Here is an 18,972-nt window from a genome sequence, read left to right on the forward strand (position 1 = left end):
CGATAGTGACCCCATGACGGGTTTTTTGGCGCGGTATCGCTCCAAGCAAGCTGAGCGCGGGCCGTGGGAACTGCGGGAGGGAATTCGCTCGCGCGCCCGCGAACTGCGGGCTCTGCTGCTGGACCGGATCAGCACGCACGCGGAGGACGACCGCGTGCAGAATCTGGCGCGGGAAGCGCTTGAGGAGCTGGAAAAGGCCGAGCAGGCGATCAACCACCATGAGCACGCCCGGTACAAGAATGCTTCGCACCTGACTGTCGGGCAGATTCATCTGGACACCGCGCACAATTTGCTGCTGCGGCTGTCGGGGCCGAACGAGATGGTCTCGATGATGCCGGGTGTACTGGCCGTCGTGCAGGCGTACCTGCCGTCCACCGACCCGCGGCGGGTGGGTGTGGAGCGGATCGACCACTGGATCACGCAGAAGGGCTCCCTCACCGAGGAGGATCTGGAGCTGATCCTGGACGCCGTGGGGGTCGCCCGCCAGGCGAGTATCCGCGAGACGCTCCGGGTCCGCAGCTTTGTCAATATCGTCGCGTGGGTGACGGGATTCCTGGCGGCGGCCGCCGTATTGCTCGCCGTTCTTGCCGGGGTGAGTGACGACACCTTGCCCCTGTGTTTCACTCCGGGAAGTGGTGTGGGCAGGTCGGGTTACTCGGTGGTCTGTCCCGTGAAATCGGAACTGCAGCCCCGTTCCAGCCGCCTTGATCAGAACGTCGCGGCGGCCACCACCCCGGTCGATTACACCCTGGTGGAAATTGTGGGGCTGGTGGCCGCCGCCATTGCTGCTGCCACCACGCTTCGGCGGATCAGGGGAACCTCGACTCCTTACAACGTCCCCGTCGTGCTGGCGGTGCTCAAGCTTCCGACCGGGGCGCTCACGGCCGTGCTCGGCTTGTTGTTGATGCGCGGGGGATTCGTCCCGGGGCTTGCCGCGCTGGATTCGTCCGCGCAGATCATCGCCTGGGCCATCGTCTTCGGTTACGCCCAGCAGCTTTTCACCCGGCTCGTCGACAGTCAGGCGCAGTCCGTGCTCAATGCGGTGGGTGCGCCGAACGCCCCGGCTGCCCAACCCCCCTCGGCTTCCCCGGGTCCGCGAGCCCCCGCCCACTGAGGAGCCGGGGAGCGGAGGGCCCGGGGAGCGACCGCCGCGCGCTACGCCGGCAGCGACGTCAGCCAGTCCAGGAGCAGGGCGTTGACCTCCGTGGGGCGTTCCTGCTGGACCCAGTGGCCGCAGCCTTCGAGGATGTGGGAGCCGGACAGGGCGGGGAGGGTGACGGGGAACGCCTTGATGGCATCGGCCATCCAGTGGGTGGGGGCGTCGTGTTCGCCGCCGATGAAGAGGGCGGGACGGGTGAGCGGGGCGCCGTCCCAGGCGGCCAGGTCGGCCCAGTCCCGGTCGACGTTGCGGTAGCGGTTGAGGCCGCCGGTCAGGCCGGTCCGCTCGAATTCGCCCGCGTAGAAGTCGAGATCGGCCTCGGTGAGCCAGGTGGAGGGGGCGGTGGCGTCGGGGAAGCGGTCGGAGAGCCGGCCGCCCGGCGCGACCGTGGAGAGCGGGAAGCCGTCCCGGCCGGACGGGGCCTGCGCGTCGCCCGAGAGGCCGGCGTAGAAACCCGCGAGCCAGCCCCGCACGTCGGGCTCGATCTCCGCCTCGGCCCGGCCCGGCTCCTGGAAGTAGCTGACGTAGAACTCCTCGCTGCCGCCGACCCGGGCGAAGGCGTCGGTGGGCCGGATGCCGCCGCGGGGCGCGTAGGGGACGCTGAGCAGTGCCACGGCGGTGAAGAGGTCGGGCCGCAGCAGCGCCGTGTTGGCGGCGATCGGCGCGCCCCAGTCGTGGCCCACGATGACCGCGCTCTCCTCGCCGAGGGCGCGCAGGACGCCGACGTTGTCGGCGACATGGGCCAGCATCCGGTAGTCCGCGATGTCCCGTGGCGCGGCGGAGCGCCCGTAGCCGCGGACGTCGATGGCGACCGCCCGGTAGCCGGCCGCGGCGAGTGCGGGGATCTGGTGGCGCCAGGAATACCAGGACTCGGGGAAGCCGTGGACCATCAGGACGAGCGGGCCGGTGCCCTGTTCCACCAGGTGGATGCGGCCGCCGGGGACCTCCACCGTGCGGTGGGTGGCGTCCGGCAGCGGGGTGGCGGCGGGTGTCGTGCGGGCGGGCTGCGACATACGTCCTCCTCGGGGACAAGCGGGGAGCCGCCGGCCTTCGCGGCCGCTCCGCCATGATCATGGGCGTAAGGCCGGCCGGGGGCGAGGATTTTTGCCGGTTCGGCAACGCGCCGGGCCCGGACCCCGCCACCGCGACGGCCACCGGGACGGCGACGGCCACCGCCCCGCCGCGCGGCTGCCCCAGCCACCACCGCTACAACCGCACCGTCCGCCTCGGCTGTTCCTTCGCGCCCGTCAGCAGCCCGTGCAGGCTGGCGAATTCGTCCACGCACTTGGCGGTGCCGTTGACCACGCAGTCCAGGGGGTCGTCGGCGATCCGTACAGGGACGCCCATCTCCTGCCGCAGCCGCCGGTCCAGGCCGCGCAGCAGGGCGCCGCCGCCGGTCAGCGCGATGCCGCGCTCGATGATGTCGCCGGACAGCTCAGGGGGGCAGTCGTCGAGGGTGTGGTGAACGGCGCGGACGATCGCCTCGACCGGTTCGGCCAGGGCCTCGCGGATCTCCTCCTCGGTGATCTCCTGGAGGCGGGGCAGTCCGTTGACGTGGTCGCGGCCGCGGACGGTGTAGGTGGTGCGGCGTTCCGGCTCGCCCTCCTCGTCGACGTCGACCGGGGTCCAGATCGCCGAGCCGAGGGCGATCTTGATGTCCTCGGCGGTGCGCTCCCCGATGTCCAGGGCGTGCTTCTTCTTGACGTACGAGGTGACGGCCGCGTCGAGGGCGTCGCCGGCGACCCGTACGGACCGCGCCGTGACCAGGCCGCCCATGGAGACGACGGCAACCTCGGTCGTACCGCCGCCGATGTCCACCACCATGCAGCCGACCGGCTCGTCCACCGGCAGGCCGGCGCCGATCGCGGCGGCCATCGGCTCCTCTATGAGGTGCACCTCGCGGGCTCCGGCGGCCCGGGCGGAGTCGACGACCGCGCGCCGTTCGACGCCGGTGATCCCGGAGGGCACGCAGATGACCACCCGCGGCCTGGAGAAGCGGCGGCCGGGGAGGGCCTTCTTCATCAAGGCGCGCAGCATCTGCTCGGCTGCGTCGAAGTCGGCGATCACCCCCTCCTTGAGGGGGCGCATCGCGGTGATACCGGACGGGGTGCGGCCGATGGTCCGTTTGGCCTCCAGGCCCACGGCGACGACCTCGCCGGAGGCGTTGACGGCGACGACGGACGGTTCGTTCAGCACCACGCCCTTGCCGCGGGCGTACACCAGGGTGTTGGCGGTGCCGAGGTCGATGCCTATGTCGTAGGTGGCGGACGAAGTGCTGGACGCCATGGGGAGTTCGTGTGCTCTCTCGCGACGGGGTGGGGGGACGGGGTGGGGATCGGGGCGCGCGGAACCCGGCGCAGCGGGACTGCGGAATTCCGGCATTTGCCCCGCAGACAACCCCATTGAGCGGCAATGGGGTTCAATGCGGGCAATCAATAAGACTACTGGGGAGCCTGAATGGTTCCCGGCGCCGCCCCGTCGCCTCCGCCCGGCCCTCTCGACAGCGCCTCGGCGAGGTCGTCGAGGGCGTCCAGCAGCAGATCAGCGGCGCGCGGCGCGACGCCCTCGCTCCCGGCCTCGGCGTCCCACCGCTCCCACACGGTACGCAGCGCGCCCCAGTCCAGTGTGCCGCGCTCCCGCACGGCCCGTGCGGCGCGCTCCAGGGAGGGGCCCAGCTCGGCGGCGAACGCGGCGGCGCCGGGCGACGGTTCGGCGTCCTTGTCGGGGAGGTGGGCCTCCAGGATCATCGTGACCCGGCCCATCGTGGCGAGCGCGGCGCCGGCGGCCTTCGCCGAGCCGGCCGACAGGCCACGGTGCCGCACGGGTTCCTTCTCCGCCCTGGCCTCGGTCTTCTCCCAGGCCGCCCGGGCGGCGCGGGCGTCCAGCAGCGCCTCGCGGACCTGCCGGGGGCGGCCCTCGGCGGGGCGGGCGTGGCGCCCGTAGACGGCCATCGCGTAGCGCCCGTTGGCCTCCAGCCACTCGGCGAGGCGGTCGCGCAGCCGGGGCGTCTCCCAGGCGGGGAACAGCGCGTACGACAGCAGCGCGAGCAGCCCCCCGACGAGGGTGAGCACCACGCGCTCCTCGACGGTCTGCTCCCAGCCCTCGCCGGCGATGCCGAGGAGGAAGACGACATAGGCGGCCACACAGGCCGAGGTCACCGAGAAACCGGTGCGCATCAGCAGGTACATCAGCCAGACGCAGACCACGGCGAGCGCGGCGCTCAGATACTCGCCGGGGTGCACCAGGGCCATCAGTGCGCCGCCGATGGTGACGCCGACGAGGGTGCCGCTGAAACGGGCCACACCGCGCGCGTACGTCTGGGCGAAGTCGGGGCGCATCACCATGACGGAGGCGAGCGGCGCCCAGTAGCCGTGGCCGAACGGCAGCGCGGTGCCCAGCAGATAGCCGGCCGCGGCCACCGCGGCCACCCGCAGGGCGTGCCGGAAGATGTGCGAGGACCACCGGGCCTCGCGGTGCAGCGCCCGCAGCGCGACCGGTACGAGCCGGGGGACGCTGGGCCGCAGCAGATGGCCGCGCTCGGCCTCGGTGGTGGGGCGGGTGGACCGGACCGGCTCGTCGGTGAGCTCGACGGCGTCGACGAGCAGGGAGATCAGCCGGTAGGCGGAGCGGCGGGCGGCGCCCGTCAGCATCGGCCCGGTCGCGGGCACTTCGAGGGTGGCCATCGCCTCCGGTGACAGCCGTACCGGCTTGGCGTGCCGTACGGCGTGCGCGACGGCGTCGAGGACGGTGGCCGCGGCGGCCAGCAGGTCGCGGGCCCGGTCGCGTTCGGGGCCCTCCAGGGGCGCGCCGACGACCGGGTCGGCGAGCGAGGCGAGGACCGGGCGGAGCCGTTCGGCCACCCCGCGCGGGCCGTGCAGCTGGGCCGGGCGGCGCCTGGCCTGACGGGCGGTCACGGTGGAGGCGAGCCGGGCGTCCATCAGGGGCGCGGGGTCGAACGGGGCGACCGGGTCCTGCCGCAGCCGCCGGGCGTAGTCGGCCTCCGCGGCCAGCGCGTCGGCCAGTGCGTCGCGCTGGATGCCCCAGGGGCGGACCGGGAAGACGACGATGAGGGTGGCCTGGACGACGCCGCCGAAGAAGATCAGCGCGGCGTGCTGCAACGCGCCCAGGACGGACGTCGGCAGGGTGACGGTGACCAGCATGATCGCCACGGTCTGGGTGCCGGCCAGCCCGCAGACCGGGCCGATCGCCCAGGCCATCCCCGACAGGAACGTCCAGCCGGCGAGCAGCACCACGAACGTGGCGGTGTGCGCGGCCGCCAGGTAACCGAGGAAGGTGGAGACCGCCAGCGCGCCGGCCACGGCGAGCGCGAGGACCGGGCGCGGCCGCATACTGCGCTGGAAGGTGACGATGCCGGAGGAGAACGCGCCGAAGGCCGAGGAGACCGCGAGGACCGGATCGCCGCGCCACAGGCACAGGCCGATGACGATGGCGACACCGGCCGAGCCGCGGACCGCGATCAGCGGGGTGAGCTTGGCCCGCTCGATCGTCAGCCCGGAGCGGGCGGCTTCCCTCAGCGCACGCGACCAGCTCATGGCCGCAGGATACGGTCCACGGGCGCGGGTTCCGGGAGGCCCGGGCGCGGTGCGCTCCCCCGGCCCACTCCCCCACGCGCCGGGAAAATCCTGGTAAACCCGGCTTCCGGCGTACGTAAAACACCGCAGGTCACCAAGGGGAAGGCCGGATTCCGGGCGAGGGTGCGAGCAAGCCGACACCCCGGAAGGGAAACCCGCGCCCGCCCAGGCGCCCTCTTTCCGTGCGGCCGGGAGCACTCCCGGCCGGCCGGGACGGCTCCCGGCAGGTTCGGCAAGGAGAAGGCCCCGTGCGCACAGCCCTGTTCCGTCCGGTGATCGCGATGATCACCCTCACCGTTCTCGCCGCCACGGCCGGCTGCGGCACGCATGCGACCCCGCCCTCCCCCGTACGCTTCGCCGGCGGCCCCAAGACCAGCGCCGCGCTGCACACCACACCACCGGGCAAGCGCTCGCTGGTGCAGTGGCCCACCCGGCCGATCACCTTCACCGAGGAGAGCCGGGTCGGCGGGGCCGGGCAGAACACCCCGATCGGCGTGACCACCCTGCACGGCCCCAAGTCGGGCTTCACCGGGAAGGTGTGGGTGTGGGCACCGCCGGAGTACTACGAGAAGCGCAACGCGAACAAGGGCTTCCCGGTGATGGAGGCGCTGCCCGGCGCCTACGGCTACCCCGTCAACTACTGGATCGGCTCCGACCTCAAGCTGGAGGAGAGCCTCGCGCAGTGGTCGAAGGACGGCACCAGCCTGCCGTTCATCGTGGTCATGCCGGTGCTCAACCCCAACGACAAGCAGTACTACGACGGCAGCGACATACCCGGCCAGCCGAAGATCGGCACCTGGCTCAGCCAGGACGTGCCCGACCTCGTGCGGCAGAACTTCCGCACCCTCAGGACCCGCGACGCCTGGGCCATCATGGGCTCCTCCTCGGGCGGCTTCGCGGCCCTGAAGAACGTCCTGCAGAACCCGCGCACCTTCAAGATGGCGATCCCCAACGGGCCGGACATCGTGCCCGACTCCCCGCTGTGGAACGGCCACGCCAAGGAAGAGCGCGAGAACAACCCCGAGGTGCTCGCCCGCCGGCTGATCGCGCGCGGCGGCCCGGAGGTCTACGTCGCCTTCCAGGACGGCTCCCGGGAGTACACCGTGCTGCCGAAGGTCCGGAAGTTCATCGCGCAGTACGGGCACGGGCCGGTGCGCACCCGGCTGCAGATCGTGCCGGGCGGCACGCACAGCGCGGCGACCTATGTGAAGGGCCTGGGCGAGGGCACGATGCGCTGGGTCAGCGCCCACATGCAGGGACCGGCCGCCTGATCCCGGCGGCCGGCCCGGGGACGCACCGGCGGGCGGCTCACCAGCCGCAGTCGACGTCCTGGAGCTCGATCGGGCGCGAGTCCAGGCCCACGTAGGCGGTGAAACTGCCGGTGCTCCCGCCGTCCCAGTAGGTGGTGACCGTCGCCCAGCCGACACCGGCGGACTGGGCGGTGGTCACCTTCCCCACGGTGATCTTCCGCGGGGTGTTCTGCGCGCACAGCAGCAGGTCGTAATCCGGGGTGTGCGCGGCGCGGTCCTTGAGGTAGTCGGAGACCTGGTGCTCGCGGGACCAGGGGCTGGGGCCGTGCTGGCCGTAGAAGCCGGTCAGGAAGCGGTGGATCTCGACGGCGGTGTGCCGGCCGTTCGGGTCGGAGCGGACGGCGCCGGCGGCCGGCGCGGTCCGCGGCTGGACGGCGGCGGCCGGGCCCGCGGCGGCGAGCGCCAGACCGAGCGCGGCGGCTCCGGCGGTGACAGCGGCAGCGGTTTTACGCGAAGTGGTACGGAGCATGAGATGTCCTCAACTTCGGTTATGTGAAGGCTGTGCTGCTGTAGACACCCGGCCGGGCCGATTGGTTGCGGCCACCGCGGGGCCTCCGGGAGGGAACCTCAGCGGCCCGCCGTCACGACACCACGTCCTTGCGCGCGAACCCCCGGAACGCCAACGCCACCAGCACCAGCGCGTACGACACCGACACCGCCGAGCCCTGGATCATCCCGGACCACTCCATCCGCGGCTGGAGGGCGTCCGCCCAGGAGTACTGCCAGTGCGCGGGCAGCACGTCCCGCCAGTCGCCGAGCGCGGTGACCTGGTCGAGGACGTTGCCGACGATGGTCAGCCCGACCGCGCCGCCGACCGCGCCGAGCGGCGCGTCGGTCACCGTCGACAGCCAGAACGCGAGCGCCGCGGTGACCAGCTGGCTGACGAACAGATAGCCGACCACCACGGCCAGCCGCGGCACCGCCTCCCCCGCCGACAGCGCCCCGCCGGTGGGCAGTTGCAGCGCCCCCCAGCCGTACGCGGCCGACCCGACGGCCAGCGCGACCAGCGGCAGCAGCACCATCGCCGCGGCGCTGAACAGCAGCGCCACGGTCAGCTTGCTCAGCAGCAGCCGGGCCCTGGGCACCGGCGCCGCCAGCAGGTAGCGCAGCGAGGACCAGCTGGCCTCCGAGGCGACGGTGTCACCGCAGAACAGCGCCACCGGCACGACCAGCAGGAAACCCGCGGAGACAAACAGCGCGGTCGCGGCGAAGTTGGCACCGGACGCGGTGGCACTGTCCATCAGGGTGATCCGGCCGTTGCCGCGGCGGCTCGGGTCACCGCCGATCGCGAACGCCGCCACCAGCACGAACGGCAGCAGCGTCAGAACCGCCGCGACGACGAGGGTACGGCGGCGCTTCAGCTGCCGCCGGGCCTCCACCCGCAGCGGGAGGGTGCGGCGCGGCCGGTATCCGGGTGCCCGCGCGGTGCCGGTCACGCTCATCGTGCGTCTCCTCCGATCAGAGTGAGGAAGGCGTCCTCCAGGCGTCGGTGCGGACCGATCCGGTCCACCTCGATCTCCAGACGGAGGAGTTCGGTCAACAGCTGGGTCGTGGTGAGGCCGTCCGGCCGTACCTGCAGGCCGCCGTCGGCGCGCACCGCCGAGGCCACCCCCGGCAGCGCGGCCACCTTCTCCACCACGGCGTCGGTGAGCGGCCCCGCGACCCCGACCAGCAGGGTGTCGCCGGAACCGGTGATCTCCGCGACCGGCCCGGCCTGCACGAGCCGGCCCCGGTCCATGACCACCAGATGCGTACAGCTCTGCTCGACCTCGGACAGCAGATGGCTGGAGACGATGACGGTGCGCCCGGCGGCCGCGTAACGGATCATCACGTCCCGCATCTCCCGGATCTGCGGCGGGTCCAGCCCGTTCGTCGGCTCGTCCAGGATCAGCAGGTCCGGCAGCCCGAGCATGGCCTGCGCGAGGGCGAGCCGCTGCCGCATGCCCTGCGAGTAGGTCCGCACCGCGCGCTGCAACGCGTCGCCGAGACCGGCGATCTCCAGTGCCTCGTCGAGGTGCGCGTCGTCGGCCGGCCGGCCGGTGGCCTGCCAGTACAGGTCGAGGTTGGCCCGGCCGGACAGGTGCGGCAGGAAACCGGCGCCCTCGACGAACGCACCGACCCTCGACAGCACCGGCGCGCCCGGCCGGATCGCCTGCCCGAAGATCCGCACCTCGCCCTCGTCCGGCGTGATCAGCCCCATCAGCATCCGCAGCGTGGTCGTCTTGCCCGCCCCGTTGGGCCCGAGCAGACCGAGCACCTGCCCCTTCTCCACACGGAACGACACCTCCCGCACCGCGTACCGGTCCGCCGACCCGGCGTAGCGCTTGCTCAGACCGCTGATCTGCAGCGGCACCTCGGCAAGCGCCGGATCCGGGGCCGGTGCCGCGGCCCGGCGGCGGGCGGTGAGCAGCAGCAGCGCCGCGACCACGGCCGCCGCGGCCGGCAGCGCCCAGGTCCAGGCGGGCAGCGGGGCGGCCGCGCTGCGCACCTGGGGCGCGGTGGGCACGCTCAGGGCGCCGCCCTGCAGGGAGACGGTGTAGGTGGTCGGCTCGGCCGGTGAGGCGTAGCCGAGGTCGGTGGCGGAGAGCACCAGCCGCAGCCGGTGCCCGGCCGCGAAGTCGTGGTCGACGGCGGGCAGCCGCAGCGTGACGGTCCGGCCGTCGTGAGCGCCCTCGACGCGGTACGGCGTGACCAGCTGGGAGGGCAGCACCTGGCGGCGGCCGTCCGGGGCGACGTCGTAGAGCTTGGCGAAGAACACCGCGTCCCGCGCACCGGACCGCACCCGCACGGTGGCGCTCGGGCTGCCGGTCAGATGCACCGACGAGGCCAGCGGCGCCGACTCGAAGCGGGCGAACTGGCCGGGGAAGTCCAGCGACAGCCCGCCGGCACCCAGCGAGGCGAAGTTGCCCAGCGCACCGACGCCCGGCACCGCGGAGATCGCGGGCGGCCCGGCACCGGCCGGGTTGCTGAAGGTCTGGGTGCGCCCGGCCAGCCGTACCCGGCGCGGATCGCCGTCCAGACCGGTGTACCGGTCCGCGCTCGCGCCGCTCAGCCGCACCGCGCCGTCGGTGGAGTCCAGTCCCCCACTGCGGCTGACCCGGAACGCGGGCCCGGTGTCGGCGCCCTCGTCCCCCTTGAGGTAGCGGTCGAACCACGCCTTCGTACGGGCCTGGAGGCGGGCCGTCTCCCGATCGCCGCCGTCGTGCCCGCCCGCGATCCAGTCCACGTCGACGGGCGCCCCGTTCCTGCGGACCGCCTTCTGTATCGCGTCGGCGTTCTCCAGGGGGAACAGCGAGTCCGTCTGCCCCTGCATGATCAGGGTCGGCACCTTGATGCGGTCGCCGACGGCGGACGGGCTGCGCTCCGCCAGCATCCGCCGGGCCGCCGCGTCCGGCCGGCCGCTGACCGCGACCCGCTCGTACATCCGGCACAGCGCGGGCTCGAACTTGCCGCAGCCGCCGGAGCCGGCCGGCGCACGGGCCGCGCCGGTGGGGGCGCCGGCCGAGCCGGTGGTGAAGAAGATCCCCGCCCACAGCTTCTTGAACACGCCGTGCGGGAAGAGCGCGTCGGCGAGGTTCCAGTAGGTGATCTGCGGGGCGATGGCGTCGACGCGCCGGTCGTACCCGGCCGCCAGCAGCGAGATCGCGCCGCCGTACGAGGCGCCGGCCACCCCGACCCGGGGGTCGCCGGGCTTGTCGAGCTGCACCTCGGGGCGCCTGGCGAGCCAGTCGATCAGCCGCCTGACGTCGGCGACCTCACCCTTCGGGTCGTTCAGCCCGATCTTGCCGGTGGACCTGCCGAACCCGCGGGCCGACCAGGTCAGCACGGCGTACCCGCTGCGGGCCAACTCCTCGGCCTGGCCCCGGAGGTCGGCCTTGCTGCCACCGAAGCCGTGCCCCAGCAGCACGGCGGGCCGCCGCCCACCGGAGCCCTGCCCCGCGGTGAAGAAGGACGTGTCGATCCGTACCTTCGTCGCGGCGCCAGGCGCCTCCGGCAGGCTCAGCAGCCGGTCCTCCCGGTGTACGGCGGGCGCCGCGTCCGAGGAGGCGGCCGCCCAGGTGCCGCCCCCTATCAGTACGGCCAGCGCGCCCGCGGCGGCGTACAGACGCCGGCCGCGCATCCGTCCGCGCAGTCTGAGACTCCGGAGATCCATACCGGAATCCTAGGGACGGCCGCCCGCCGGCACCCCGTCCCCCCGGGGGAACCCGGGCGTCTCCCCCGGGAGTAGGGTCCGCCCTTCCCGTACCACGAACGCGGTACGGGAAGGGCGGCCGCGGCTATCCGGTGGGCGCCGTCGCGCGGAACCGCACGAGCCCGTCACGGCCGGCGCAGCGCTCCAGCCCGGCCTTCTCCAGGACCCGGCAGGAGGCGGGGTTGGCCGGCTCGACGTCCGCGTACACGGTGTGCACGCCCGGCGCGGCCAGCGCGAACGCCACCAGGGCGCGGGCCGCCTCGGGCGCGTAGCCACGGCCGCGCCGGGACGGTACGACGCCGTAGCCGAACTCCACGCTGCCGTCGTCCGACGGCGGGAACAGTCCGATGCCGCCGACCACCAGGCCGCTCGCCCGCTCGATGATCTGCCGCTGGCCGTAGGTGCCGCGGGCCTCCGGGTGCCCGGCGGTGAACCCGGCGATGACGCGGTCGCCGTCGTCGGGGTAGTCGGCCGCCCAGTGCGGCTGCCGCAGCCCGCCGAGGACGGCGGCCAGCTCACTGCCGGACCACGGCCGCAGCACCAGCCGCGCGGTCAGCAGATCCGCGCCACCCGTGGAGCGGGCGGAGGCGGCGGCGTCAGCGGAAGCGGTGGGAGCGGGAGAAAGGGGGGAAGACGGATCCGATGCGGCGGAATCCGGGGAAAGGTGAGAAGTCACGTATCACTCCTGGTCGTTCTGCGACGACCGGGCAGCGCCCGGGGCCCGGACTGGTGGGCGTCCGGCTCAGGCGGCGACCCGGCCAAGGGCATGCTGATGAGGCGTCTGGCGGGCCATATTCATCAACCTCCCTCGTCCCGTGGTGCGTGACCGCGCGCCGGTGCGGCGCCGCTGGAGAGTAACAACGGTGCGCGCACCGTGGCCAGTTGTTTTCCCGGGGCCGCCGCAGCGGCCTCCCTCCCCCCCCCCCGCGGGCCCGCTCAGTACTGCGGCGGCCCGAAACCGCCCTGCGGCGGCGGGGGCGGAGTGCCGGGCGGCATCGGCGGGACACCCGGCGGCGGCATCGGCGGGCCGCTGACCGGCGGAACCGGACCGGCCGGCGGCTGCCAGACGGGCGGCGGGCCCTGCGGCCCGGGCGGCACGAAGCCGGGCACCGCGAACTGCGGGCCCCGCACCGGCGGATACCAGGCGGGAGCGGCCGGCTCCCCCCGGCCCATCAGCACGAGCAGCGCCAGCGAACCGACCGTGTCCAGCAGCAGCTGAAGGTCGTTGAGGACGCTCAGGCCCGGCATGGTCGCGTTCAGCTTGAAGAGCGCACCGTCGTTGGCCATCGCGACCACCGCCAGCAGGGCACTGGGCAGCGACAGCGTCACCAGCCCGATCGCCAGACCGCGCGCCGCGCCGCCCCGCATCAGGCTGTTGAGCGCGGCCACCGCGGTCAGCGCCAGGAAGACCAGGGCCGACCAGCCGGGGGACAGACTGAGCAGGGAACTGAGGACACCCCGGCCGAGGTAGAGCATCTCGAAGGTGCCGCTGCCGCCCTGCACCAGCATGTAGATGTGCCAGGCCACGTTGCACAGCACCATCGCGCCCAGCAGCAGCCCGGCCACCACACCGGCCGTCCGCGCCGGCCGCATCGGCGGGTCGCTGGGCGTCTCACGCGGCCAGGACCGCATCCCGGCGAGCAGGACGACGCCGGCGACCAGGGCCACCAGGAACAGCACGCCGCTGCTGACGAAGACCCCGTCGAAGGTAGTGGTGCTCGTCTCGGCGTGCAGGAACCACTTGTCGTCGCTGGTGTGGTTGCCGACGCTGACGATGGCCTGCAGCGCGGTGGCGAAGGTGAAGGTGGTGGCGACGGCCAGCAGCCCGCCGGCCACCCGCTGCCCGGCGAAGGCCGCGAAGACGGCCGCCAACTGGAGGGCGGCGAGGCCGAGGTGGAACGGGCCGGTGACCTGGTTGGTGCCGCCGGGGCGGCCCCCGGTCCAGGACTCCCACAGGCCGTCGATGCCGAACTCACCCAGGTCAACGGCCAGCCAGTAGGCCGTGAAGAGGAAGAACAGCAGGCACAGCGCCCCGCCGGTGAGCCGGGCGCCCTTGGCGAGCGCCATCGGTTGCTGCATGTGGTCCCCCGTGTGTGTCGATGCTCGGCGAGGGAGCACGGTAGCAACGCGGCAGCGCCCGGTCTCCCCCGGGACCTGGGATTTCTCCGCCCCGCCGGCGGCGCCCGGCGGCCCGGACGTGCCGGACCCCCTGCCGGTGAGGGCCGGCAGGGGGTCGGGGTCGGTGCGGACCGTGCGCCGGGAGTCCGGCCGCGGTGCGGTCCTGGCCCGTCAGTGGTTGCTGGGGAAGCCCAGGTTGATGCCACCGTCGGACGGGTCGGGCCAGCGGGTCGTGATGACCTTGCCGCGGGTGTAGAAGTGCACGCCGTCGTTGCCGTAGATGTGGTGGTCGCCGAAGAGCGAGTCCTTCCAGCCGCCGAAGGAGTGGTAGCCGACCGGCACCGGGATCGGCACGTTCACGCCGACCATCCCGGCCTCGACCTCCAGCTGGAAGCGGCGGGCCGCGCCGCCGTCCCGGGTGAAGATCGCGGTGCCGTTGCCCCACGGCGAGTTGTTCATCAGCGCGATGGCGTCGTCGTACGTCTCCACCCGCACGACGGACAGCACCGGGCCGAAGATCTCGTCGCGGTAGGCGTCCATCTCGGGCGTCACGTTGTCCAGCAGCGAGACGCCGATCCAGTGGCCGTCCTCGTAGCCCTCGACGGTGTAACCGGTGCCGTCGATGACGACATCGGCGCCCTGGGCCGCCGCGCCCGTGACGTACGAGGCGACCTTGTCACGGTGCACCTTGGTGATCAGCGGGCCCATCTCGGAGGCCGGGTCGTCGCCCGGGCCGATCCGCAGCTTGTCGGCGCGCTCCTTGATCTTGCCGATCAGCGGGTCGGCGGTGTCCCCGACGGCGACCACGACGGAGATCGCCATGCAGCGCTCACCGGCCGAGCCGTACGCGGCGTTGATCGCCGAGTCCGCGGCCAGGTCCAGGTCGGCGTCCGGCAGGACCAGCATGTGGTTCTTGGCGCCGCCCAGCGCCTGAACGCGCTTGCCGTTGGCGGTACCGGTGGTGTGGATGTAACGCGCGATGGGCGTGGAACCGACGAACGACACCGCGGCGATGTCCGGGTGCGCGAGGATCGCGTCCACGGCCACCTTGTCGCCGTTGACGATGTTCAGCACACCGTCGGGCAGGCCCGCCTCGGCGGCCAGCTCGGCCAGCTTGAAGGCCGCGCTGGGCACCTTCTCGCTCGGCTTCAGGACGAAGGTGTTACCGCAGGCGACGGCCAGCGGGAACATCCACATCGGCACCATCGCCGGGAAGTTGAACGGCGTGATGCCGGCCACCACACCCAGCGACTGACGGATCGACGCCACGTCCACCCGGGTGGACACCTGCGTGGACAGCTCACCCTTCAGCTTCTCGGGGATACCGCAGGCCAGCTCGACGATCTCCAGACCGCGGGCGACCTCACCGAGCGCGTCGGAGTGCACCTTGCCGTGCTCGGCAGTGATCAGCCGGGCGATCTCCTCGCGGTGCGCGTCCACCAGCTCCCGGTACTTGAACAGCACCGACGAGCGCTTGGCCAGCGAGCTGGTGCCCCACGACGCGAAGGCTTCCTTCGCCGCGCGGACGGCCGCGTCGACCTCGTCGGCCGAGGCGAAGGCGACCTGCTTCTCCTGGGCTCCGGTGGCCGGGTTGTAGACCGGGCCGAAGTTGCCGGAGACACCCTCGACGGGCTTGCCGCCGATCCAGTGGCTGATGGTCTTCATGCGGGGGGCCTTTCTGGGCTGACGACTTCGAACGGGGGTCACAGGTGGCGGCGGCGCCCGGCGGCGTGCCGGTCGTACGCCTCGCGGGCGGCGACCGCCGCCGGACGTGTCGCGGTCTCGGCAACAGGTACATCCCACCAGGCTTGGGCGTCCGGCGCGCCCGGCACAGTGTCAGCCGTTTCGGTCTCGACATAGACACATGTGGGGCGGTTCGCGCCGCGCGCCTTCACGAGCGCGGCACGCAGCTCACCGACCGTCGCCGCCCGCAGCACGTCCATGCCGAGCGACGCGGCGTTGGCGGCCAGGTCCACCGGCAGCGGCGCACCGGTGTACGTGCCGTCCCCGGCCCGGAAGCGGTACGCCGTCCCGAAGCGTTCGCCGCCGGTCGCCTCGGACAGGCCGCCGATGGACGCGTAGCCGTGGTTCTGGACGATCACGACGGTGATGTTGACGCCCTCCTGCACGGCGGTGACGATCTCGGTGGGATTCATCAGATACGTACCGTCGCCGACCAGCGCCCACACCGGACGGTCCGGCGCGGCGAGCCGCACACCGATCGCGGCGGGGATCTCATAGCCCATGCAGGAGTAGCCGTACTCCAGGTGGTACTGCCGGCGGGACCGGGCGCGCCAGAGTTTGTGCAGGTCACCGGGGAGCGACCCGGCCGCATTGATGATCACGTCGGTGTCGTCGACGATGCCGTCCAGCGCGCCGAGGACCTGCGTCTGGGACGGCCGTACGGAGTCGTCCGCCGCACCGTACGCGGCGTCCACCCGGCGCTCCCACTCCTCCTTCGCCGCCCGGTAGCCGGCCTCGTACGCCGCCGCCACCCGGTGCCCGGACAGCGCCCCGGTGAGCGCTTCGAGCCCGGCGCGGGCGTCGGCGACGAGGGAGGCGGCACCGAGCTTGTGCGCGTCGAAGGGGGCGATGTTGAGATTGACGAAGCGGACACCGGGCGCCGCGAACAGCGTCGACGAGGCGGTGGTGAAGTCGGTGTAGCGGGTGCCGACGCCGATGACCAGGTCGGCCTCGCGGGCCAGCGCGTCGGCAGTGGCGGTCCCGGTGTGGCCGATACCGCCCACGTCCGCCGGATGGTCGTGCCGCAGCGAGCCCTTGCCGGCCTGGGTGGAGGCCACCGGGATGCCGGTCGCGTCGGCGAACGCCCGCAGCGCCTCCTCGGCCTCGGAGTGGTGCACCCCGCCGCCCGCGATCAGCAGCGGCCGCCGGGCCCCCCGGATCGCCTGCACGGCCTCCGCGAGGGCGCCGGCGTCGGGAGCCGGCCGGGCCACCCGCCACACCCGGTCGGCGAAGAACTCCTCCGGCCAGTCGTACGCCTCCGCCTGCACGTCCTGCGGCAGGGCCAGGGTGACCGCGCCGGTGTCGACCGGGTCGGCGAGCACCCGCACGGCCTGGAGGGCGGCGGGGATCAGCGCCTCGGGGCGGGTGACCCGGTCGAAGTAGCGCGACACCGGGCGCAGCGCGTCATTGACGGACACATCACCCGCGGAGGGGACCTCCAGCTGCTGGAGGACGGGGTCGGCGGACCGCGTCGCGAAGACGTCACCGGGCAGCAGCAGCACCGGCAGGCGATTGACGGTGGCGAGCGCGGCACCGGTGACGAGGTTGGTGGCGCCCGGGCCGATGGAGGTGGTGACGGCCTGCGCGGAGAGCCGGTCGCACTGCCGGGCGTAGCCGACGGCGGCGTGCACCATGGCCTGTTCGTTGCGGCCCTGAAGGTAGGGCAGCGCGTCGCCGGACTCCAGCAGGGCCTGGCCGATGCCGGCGACATTGCCGTGGCCGAAGATGCCCCAGCAGGCGCTGATCAGCCGGTGCCGCCGGCCGTCCCGCTCGGTGTACTGGTGGGCGAGGAACTCGACCAGGGCCTGCGCGACCGTGAGGCGGCGGGTCGTCGGGGCGTTCATCGGGCGTCTCCTACGGGCGCGTCGGGGTGTCCGGGGTGGTCGGGAGAGCCGGGGGATCCGGCAGTTCCCGGGACTGTGGGGGATGCAGGGGCTCCAGGGGCGCCTGCGGCCTCGGAGCCCGGTGATGCCCGCGTCGCCTCAGGGGCCGGCGCTTCGTAGCGCGGCAGACGGGGGTCGACGGGCTGCTCCGGCCAGGTGCCGCGGATCCAGCCGTGGTCGGGGTGGTCGCAGATCAGCCACTCGCGGGTCTCGCCGGGGCCGGCCATGACGTTGAGGTAGTACATGGCGTGCCCGGGCGCGGCGATCGACGGCCCGTGCCAGCCGTCGGGGATCAGCACCGCGTCCCCGCTGCGGACCTCGGCCAGCACATCGGTGCCGCGGCCGCGCCCGGACGGGCTGACGCGCTGGTAGCCGACCCCGTCCGTGCCGTGCGCGGCCTCGATCTCGAAGTAGTAGATCTCCTCCAGCTCCGACTCCTCGCCGGGGCGGCACTCGTCGTGCTTGTGCGGCGGGTAGGAGGACCAGTTGCCGCCCGGGGTGAGCACCTCCACCGCGATGAGCTTGTCGCACGCGAACGTGCCGGCCGCGCCGAAGTTGTTGACCTGACGCGAACAGGAGCCGCTGCCGCGCAGCTCCACGGGCACGTCGGAAGCGGCCCCGTAGCGGGCCGGCAGGCGGCGTACGCAGCGCGCCCCGGTCAGCGCGAAGCGGCCGCCCGCCCCGCTGGCGATCTGCACATGCGCGTCCCTCGGCACGTAAGCGAAGTCCGTGACGCCGCTGAACACGTCCTCCCGGCCGGTCAGTTCGAAGACGTCGCCGCCGTCGGTGAGCACCGTGCAGCCGCCGGACAGCGGCAGCACGATCCACTCGCTGTCCCCGGTGGCGAAGGAGTGGTGGCCGCCGGGCGGCAGGTCGAGGACCCGCAGCGAGGAGTACCCCCAGCCGGCCCGCTCCGGGTCGATGTCCACGGCGTACGGCCCCGCGGCCGCGTCCCCGGCCCTCAGATGGAATTCAGTACCCATAAGTCGAGTCTCCTGCGGAAGTCGCGTCGTTCACAGCAGGCCCACGGCGGTGTCCACGGCGGCCGCGACATCCCCGTCGGCCGGGTAGAGCAGGGAACGGCCCACGACCAGCCCCTGCACGGTCGGCAGCCGCAGCGCCTTGCGCCACTTCTCGTAGGCCGCTTCCTGCTCGCCGACGGTGCTGCCGACGTCGCCGCCGAGCAGCACCGTCGGCAGGGTGGTGGTCTCGCAGACCCGGGCCATCGCGTCGGGGTCGTCGGTGACCGGCAGTTTGAGCCAGGTGTACGCGGAGGTGCCGCCGAGACCGGAGGCGATGGCGACGGAGCGGGTCACGGCCTCGGGGCTGAGGTCGTTGCGGACCCTGCCGTCTATCCGGGAGGAGAGGAACGGCTCGACGAAGACGGGCAGTTCCCGCTCGGCCATCGCGTCGACGGCGCGGGCGGTGGCCTCCATCGTGGTCAGCGAACCGGGGTCGTCGTAGTCGATGCGCAGCAGCAGCTTGCCCGCGTCGAACCGCAGCCGGACCAGATCCTGCGGCCGGTGCCCGGTGAACCGGTCGTCCATCTCGAACGAGGCCCCCGCGATGCCGCCCCGGTTCATCGACCCCATGACGACCTTGCCTTCGAGGGCACCGAGCAGCAGCAGGTCCTCCAGGATGTCGGCGGTGGCGAGCACCCCGTCCACGCCGGGCCGCGACAGCGCCAGCACGAGACGTTCGAGCAGGTCGAGGCGGTTGGCCATGGCGAGCTGCCGGTCGCCGACCGCGAGCGCGCCGCGCGCCGGGTGGTCGGCGGCGACGATCATCAGCCGGCCGCTGTCACCGATGAGCGGCCGACGCGTGCGGCGGGCGGCGGCCTCCGCGACGGCCCCGGGCCGCCGGGCCCGCAGCGTCGTGAGGTCACTGATCCGAGGGGTCAAGGCTCAACTCACCTTCTTGAGGGCGTGGGTGGGGCGGGGTGGCGCGGCGGGGCAGCCTCAGGGGGCTCGGGCGT

General features: G+C 73.2%; 14 protein-coding genes. 2 read left to right on the plus strand and 12 right to left on the minus strand.

The window, feature by feature from the left end; genetic code table 11:
- The first annotated feature begins 13 nt into the window (after positions 1 to 13).
- Entirely contained in the window at positions 14 to 1,114 is a 1,101-nt protein-coding gene (locus tag OO62_RS04015; protein WP_051732637.1) for a hypothetical protein, read from the plus strand.
- A gap of 41 nt (positions 1,115 to 1,155) precedes the next feature.
- Here the strand turns inward: OO62_RS04015 and OO62_RS04020 are convergent, their stop codons facing one another.
- The 3 genes from OO62_RS04020 to OO62_RS04030 all read right to left on the minus strand — a co-directional run bounded on the left by OO62_RS04020 (position 1,156) and on the right by OO62_RS04030 (position 5,712).
- Complete coding sequence (locus OO62_RS04020) at positions 1,156 to 2,172, minus strand: alpha/beta fold hydrolase (protein ID WP_033265749.1); 1,017 nt, start codon at positions 2,170 to 2,172, stop codon at positions 1,156 to 1,158.
- Positions 2,173 to 2,365: 193 nt separating this feature from the next.
- Positions 2,366 to 3,445 (minus strand): rod shape-determining protein, encoded by a 1,080-nt coding sequence (mreB, locus tag OO62_RS04025; RefSeq protein ID WP_033265750.1) that lies wholly within the window; start codon positions 3,443 to 3,445, stop codon positions 2,366 to 2,368.
- 155 nt (positions 3,446 to 3,600) lie between these two features.
- On the minus strand, positions 3,601 to 5,712 hold the full coding sequence (locus tag OO62_RS04030; RefSeq protein WP_033265751.1) for an FUSC family protein: 2,112 nt from the start codon (positions 5,710 to 5,712) through the stop codon (positions 3,601 to 3,603).
- A 287-nt stretch (positions 5,713 to 5,999) separates the two neighbouring features.
- On the opposite strand from OO62_RS04030, the gene OO62_RS04035 reads away from it, so the two are divergent.
- Positions 6,000 to 7,022, plus strand: a complete 1,023-nt coding sequence (locus OO62_RS04035) for an alpha/beta hydrolase (RefSeq protein ID WP_099869502.1) — start codon at positions 6,000 to 6,002, stop codon at positions 7,020 to 7,022.
- Positions 7,023 to 7,059: 37 nt separating this feature from the next.
- Here OO62_RS04035 and OO62_RS04040 read toward each other — a convergent pair whose 3' ends face one another.
- The 9 genes from OO62_RS04040 to OO62_RS04080 form a co-directional block, all read right to left on the minus strand.
- Positions 7,060 to 7,530 carry a hypothetical protein gene (locus OO62_RS04040; protein ID WP_033265752.1) on the minus strand — a complete coding sequence of 157 codons (471 nt, stop codon included), beginning with the start codon at positions 7,528 to 7,530 and terminating at the stop codon, positions 7,060 to 7,062.
- A 112-nt stretch (positions 7,531 to 7,642) separates the two neighbouring features.
- Positions 7,643 to 8,503 (minus strand): ABC transporter permease, encoded by an 861-nt coding sequence (locus OO62_RS04045; RefSeq protein WP_033265753.1) that lies wholly within the window; start codon positions 8,501 to 8,503, stop codon positions 7,643 to 7,645.
- A complete protein-coding gene (locus OO62_RS04050) occupies positions 8,500 to 11,214 on the minus strand; it encodes an alpha/beta fold hydrolase (RefSeq protein WP_033265754.1) in 2,715 nt (904 codons plus the stop codon). The genes OO62_RS04045 and OO62_RS04050 overlap by 4 nt, the downstream gene beginning before the upstream one ends.
- A 124-nt stretch (positions 11,215 to 11,338) precedes the next feature.
- Positions 11,339 to 11,812 (minus strand): GNAT family N-acetyltransferase, encoded by a 474-nt coding sequence (locus OO62_RS04055; protein ID WP_033265807.1) that lies wholly within the window; start codon positions 11,810 to 11,812, stop codon positions 11,339 to 11,341.
- Between the two features lie 377 nt (positions 11,813 to 12,189).
- The gene (locus OO62_RS04060) at positions 12,190 to 13,332 is read right to left on the minus strand and encodes a hypothetical protein (protein WP_164993265.1); all 1,143 of its coding nucleotides are present in this window, start codon (positions 13,330 to 13,332) and stop codon (positions 12,190 to 12,192) included.
- Positions 13,333 to 13,542: 210 nt separating this feature from the next.
- Positions 13,543 to 15,036 carry a CoA-acylating methylmalonate-semialdehyde dehydrogenase gene (locus tag OO62_RS04065; protein ID WP_033265755.1) on the minus strand — a complete coding sequence of 498 codons (1,494 nt, stop codon included), beginning with the start codon at positions 15,034 to 15,036 and terminating at the stop codon, positions 13,543 to 13,545.
- Between the two features lie 38 nt (positions 15,037 to 15,074).
- Entirely contained in the window at positions 15,075 to 16,958 is a 1,884-nt protein-coding gene (gene iolD, locus OO62_RS04070; protein ID WP_033265756.1) for a 3D-(3,5/4)-trihydroxycyclohexane-1,2-dione acylhydrolase (decyclizing), read from the minus strand.
- Positions 16,955 to 17,980 carry a 5-deoxy-glucuronate isomerase gene (iolB, locus tag OO62_RS04075; protein WP_078617001.1) on the minus strand — a complete coding sequence of 342 codons (1,026 nt, stop codon included), beginning with the start codon at positions 17,978 to 17,980 and terminating at the stop codon, positions 16,955 to 16,957. Before iolB ends, iolD begins: the two co-directional genes overlap by 4 nt.
- 30 nt (positions 17,981 to 18,010) lie before the next feature.
- Positions 18,011 to 18,898 carry a Cgl0159 family (beta/alpha)8-fold protein gene (locus OO62_RS04080; protein ID WP_033265757.1) on the minus strand — a complete coding sequence of 296 codons (888 nt, stop codon included), beginning with the start codon at positions 18,896 to 18,898 and terminating at the stop codon, positions 18,011 to 18,013.
- Between the last annotated feature and the right edge of the window lie 74 nt (positions 18,899 to 18,972).

The organism is Streptomyces lydicus, from assembly GCF_000717345.1.
Classification (GTDB): domain Bacteria; phylum Actinomycetota; class Actinomycetes; order Streptomycetales; family Streptomycetaceae; genus Streptomyces; species Streptomyces lydicus.

Bases quoted from the DNA above. Each gene is read 5' to 3' on its own strand.
- OO62_RS04015 (WP_051732637.1), top strand. From the start codon at position 14: ATGACGGGTTTTTTGGCGCGGTATCGCTCCAAGCAAGCTGAGCGCGGG.
- OO62_RS04020 (WP_033265749.1), bottom strand. From the start codon at position 2,172: ATGTCGCAGCCCGCCCGCACGACACCCGCCGCCACCCCGCTGCCGGAC.
- mreB (WP_033265750.1), bottom strand. From the start codon at position 3,445: ATGGCGTCCAGCACTTCGTCCGCCACCTACGACATAGGCATCGACCTC.
- OO62_RS04030 (WP_033265751.1), bottom strand. From the start codon at position 5,712: ATGAGCTGGTCGCGTGCGCTGAGGGAAGCCGCCCGCTCCGGGCTGACG.
- OO62_RS04040 (WP_033265752.1), bottom strand. From the start codon at position 7,530: ATGCTCCGTACCACTTCGCGTAAAACCGCTGCCGCTGTCACCGCCGGA.
- OO62_RS04045 (WP_033265753.1), bottom strand. From the start codon at position 8,503: ATGAGCGTGACCGGCACCGCGCGGGCACCCGGATACCGGCCGCGCCGC.
- OO62_RS04050 (WP_033265754.1), bottom strand. From the start codon at position 11,214: ATGGATCTCCGGAGTCTCAGACTGCGCGGACGGATGCGCGGCCGGCGT.
- OO62_RS04060 (WP_164993265.1), bottom strand. From the start codon at position 13,332: ATGCAGCAACCGATGGCGCTCGCCAAGGGCGCCCGGCTCACCGGCGGG.
- OO62_RS04065 (WP_033265755.1), bottom strand. From the start codon at position 15,036: ATGAAGACCATCAGCCACTGGATCGGCGGCAAGCCCGTCGAGGGTGTC.
- iolD (WP_033265756.1), bottom strand. From the start codon at position 16,958: ATGAACGCCCCGACGACCCGCCGCCTCACGGTCGCGCAGGCCCTGGTC.
- iolB (WP_078617001.1), bottom strand. From the start codon at position 17,980: ATGGGTACTGAATTCCATCTGAGGGCCGGGGACGCGGCCGCGGGGCCG.